This window comes from Enterococcus devriesei (assembly GCF_001885905.1).
In the GTDB taxonomy this organism is placed as follows: domain Bacteria; phylum Bacillota; class Bacilli; order Lactobacillales; family Enterococcaceae; genus Enterococcus_A; species Enterococcus_A devriesei.
In genome coordinates, this window is record NZ_JXKM01000031.1 from 1 (window position 1) to 2,516 (window position 2,516).

Here is a 2,516-nt window from a genome sequence, read left to right on the forward strand (position 1 = left end):
ATAAGTTTGATTGGAAGGTGGAATGGTATGTGTTGAACGTTGAATTAATTACAAAATGGATTGAATGGCTGACGGTTATTGGTGTTGCTGTAGTGACTGTTATACGACCAATAATGAGCAGCTTTACAAAGATTACTGAAAATCTAACTAAAATGACACATAGTTTAGATTTATTAAATCGTGATCTTCAGGCAAGTAAAGATGATAGAACAAGTATTCATGAAGAGCTTGTAAAACATGATGAACGGTTGGATAGACACAATGACCGTTTAATCGAGCATTCAGAACAAATCAAAACGCTATATAAAGAAATAAGATAATTTTATAGGAGGAATACAGATTGAAAATCAATTGGAAATTAAGAATCAAATCGAAAGCGTTTTGGATTGGTGTCGTTCCGTTAGCCATTTTGCTGATTCAAGCAGTCTCGGCGGCTTTTGGATATACATTAGATTTATCTTCATATGGCGATAAAGCGTTAGCTGTTATTAATGCGCTTTTTGCATTACTAGCATTTCTAGGTATTACTGCTGATCCAACTACGAGCGGATTGTCAGATAGCGAACGGGCGTTGACCTATTCAAAACCGAAGAAGGAGGAAAAATAAATGGTATTAAATGGAATTGATATTGCAAGTTGGCAAGCTGGAATTAACGTAGGGGCTAATGGTGTTGCAGCTGATTTTGTCATTATTAAAGCGACCGGTGGTACTGGTTATGTGAATCCGGATTGTGATCGAGCTTTTCAACAAGCAATTAAAAGTGGGAAAAAAGTAGCTGTCTACCATTATGCACATGAGTTGGGCTTTCAAGGCACAGCACAACAAGAAGCAGATTTCTTCTTGAAGAATGTTCAAGGATATATCGGAAAGGCAATTCTCGTTTTAGATTGGGAATCTGACAATAAAGGTGATGTCGCATGGGCAAAAGCTTGGTTAGATCATGTACAAAGTAAGACAGGCGTGAAACCCCTTTTCTACACATATACAGGAGTTTTGAATAGCTATAACTTTAGTAGTATTGCCAATGCAGATTATGGCTTGTGGGTCGCAAATTATGGAACTGATGCACCACAAGGTTATTCGCAGCCAAATCCTCCAATTTCTCCTTACTGGAAATCGACGGCAATGTATCAATACACCTCAAATGGTTTCTTGAATGGTTGGAACAAGCGCTTAGATCTGAATATATTTTATGGTGATAAAAATGCGTGGGATGCATATGCTGGAATTAAATCATCTGGCGGTACGCAAAAACCAAGCACTCCCGCTCCTTCTAAACCTTCAGTAGATCCAACGACAGCTGGTGGAGGATACTCGATTCTTCAAGATCCAAAGTTTCCACAAAACAAAGCTCATTTAGATCGTTTTGGACCAGTGGGAACTAAGCTTGTTGTTGAAGGTTGGCATACAACAGTTTCTAATCACGAGTTTATCATCATTATGGATCGAGTGAAAAATAAAGAACTGGCCAGAAAAGAAGTTAAGCCAATTGCTCGTCCAGATGTCAAAAAAGCATTCGGGCTTTCATTTGACCAGGTTGGGTTTAAAACAGAGTTCGATCTTGCTCAATTTAAAGGGAAATCTGTTATTGTCTTAATGAGAGCAACAAATGATCCAAAAGGTAATACTTCAGGAGGCCATCAAGACTTCTACGAAACTCGCTGGTATCACGATATTAAATAACCAAAACAGCCCTCTACGATTTCGTAGGGGGCTTATTTTTGTGCTTTTAATGTTCTTTAACGATCCCGTTAAATTCATCCCTCTTCATTTCCTCCTCGTAATGTTGAACTAAATTAGCTATCGAATCAAATCTTGATTTCCGCCAATCTTTTTCTCCCGATTTCCACTTTTTTGCTGCGGAAGGGGAGACACCAGCAAACTCTGATAATTTTGAATAGGGAGTATTTTTGATAATTTTTTCTATATATGACAGATCCAAATTAATCACTCTCTTCTAAAGTATAGACTGTATCACCGTCAACCACTTCATAATCATTAAACTCAAAGCTCTCACCGTCATAATTGCCTAACTCTTTTAACACAGGGTTTTCAAAATCAGTTACGTGTTTCATACTTTCAAAAGCATTCTTATCAGCTTCTTTTCCTTGTTCGCTTGTAAAGTAAAGCACTGCACCAGATTCGATTAATTCTTTGATCTCTTTTTCGTCTAACATTTTTATCATCCTTTCGTATCTCTTTCTATATTTATATATTACCACCACAGTGGTAATAAGTCAATAAAAAGGACCACTAAAGTGGCAACAAAATAAAAAAGCCCGAAAATTCAGGCTTAAATAGAAGGGATGCAAGTTAGATCGCTATTTGATTAAATTCCATCATAATCTTCGTCTTGCCAATGACCGCATACTTCTTCACCACAAACTGTTTCCTACCATTGTAATCACCACCAACAGCGATCCGCATTCCATCTTCTACATCTGCAAGAAAATTCAACGAGTGGCCAGCAATTAAACATGACTGATCATCAACCTTAAAATAGACGAGGGGACGT

Annotated in this window: 5 protein-coding genes; 3 read left to right on the plus strand and 2 right to left on the minus strand. The window is 37.6% G+C overall.

Annotated features, from left to right (window positions below; all coding sequences use genetic code 11):
- Window positions 1–47 precede the first annotated feature (47 nt).
- The 3 genes from RV00_RS15765 to RV00_RS16200 are packed head-to-tail and all read left to right on the plus strand — an operon-like array spanning window position 48 to window position 1,684.
- A complete protein-coding gene (locus tag RV00_RS15765) occupies window positions 48–320 on the plus strand; it encodes a hypothetical protein (RefSeq protein WP_249024121.1) in 273 nt (90 codons plus the stop codon).
- Between the two features lie 20 nt (window positions 321–340).
- A complete protein-coding gene (locus RV00_RS15770) occupies window positions 341–607 on the plus strand; it encodes a phage holin (protein WP_071863487.1) in 267 nt (88 codons plus the stop codon).
- Complete coding sequence (locus RV00_RS16200) at window positions 608–1,684, plus strand: GH25 family lysozyme (protein WP_084133323.1); 1,077 nt, start codon at window positions 608–610, stop codon at window positions 1,682–1,684. It abuts the gene before it with no gap.
- Between the two features lie 260 nt (window positions 1,685–1,944).
- Here RV00_RS16200 and RV00_RS15785 read toward each other — a convergent pair whose 3' ends face one another.
- Window positions 1,945–2,178, minus strand: a complete 234-nt coding sequence (locus RV00_RS15785; RefSeq protein ID WP_071863489.1) for a hypothetical protein — start codon at window positions 2,176–2,178, stop codon at window positions 1,945–1,947.
- Window positions 2,179–2,314: 136 nt separating this feature from the next.
- On the minus strand, window positions 2,315–2,516 hold a 202-nt coding region (locus RV00_RS15790), incomplete at its 5' end, for a hypothetical protein (RefSeq protein ID WP_071863490.1).

Bases quoted from the DNA above. Each gene is read 5' to 3' on its own strand.
- RV00_RS16200 (WP_084133323.1), top strand. From the start codon at position 608: ATGGTATTAAATGGAATTGATATTGCAAGTTGGCAAGCTGGAATTAAC.
- RV00_RS15785 (WP_071863489.1), bottom strand. From the start codon at position 2,178: ATGTTAGACGAAAAAGAGATCAAAGAATTAATCGAATCTGGTGCAGTG.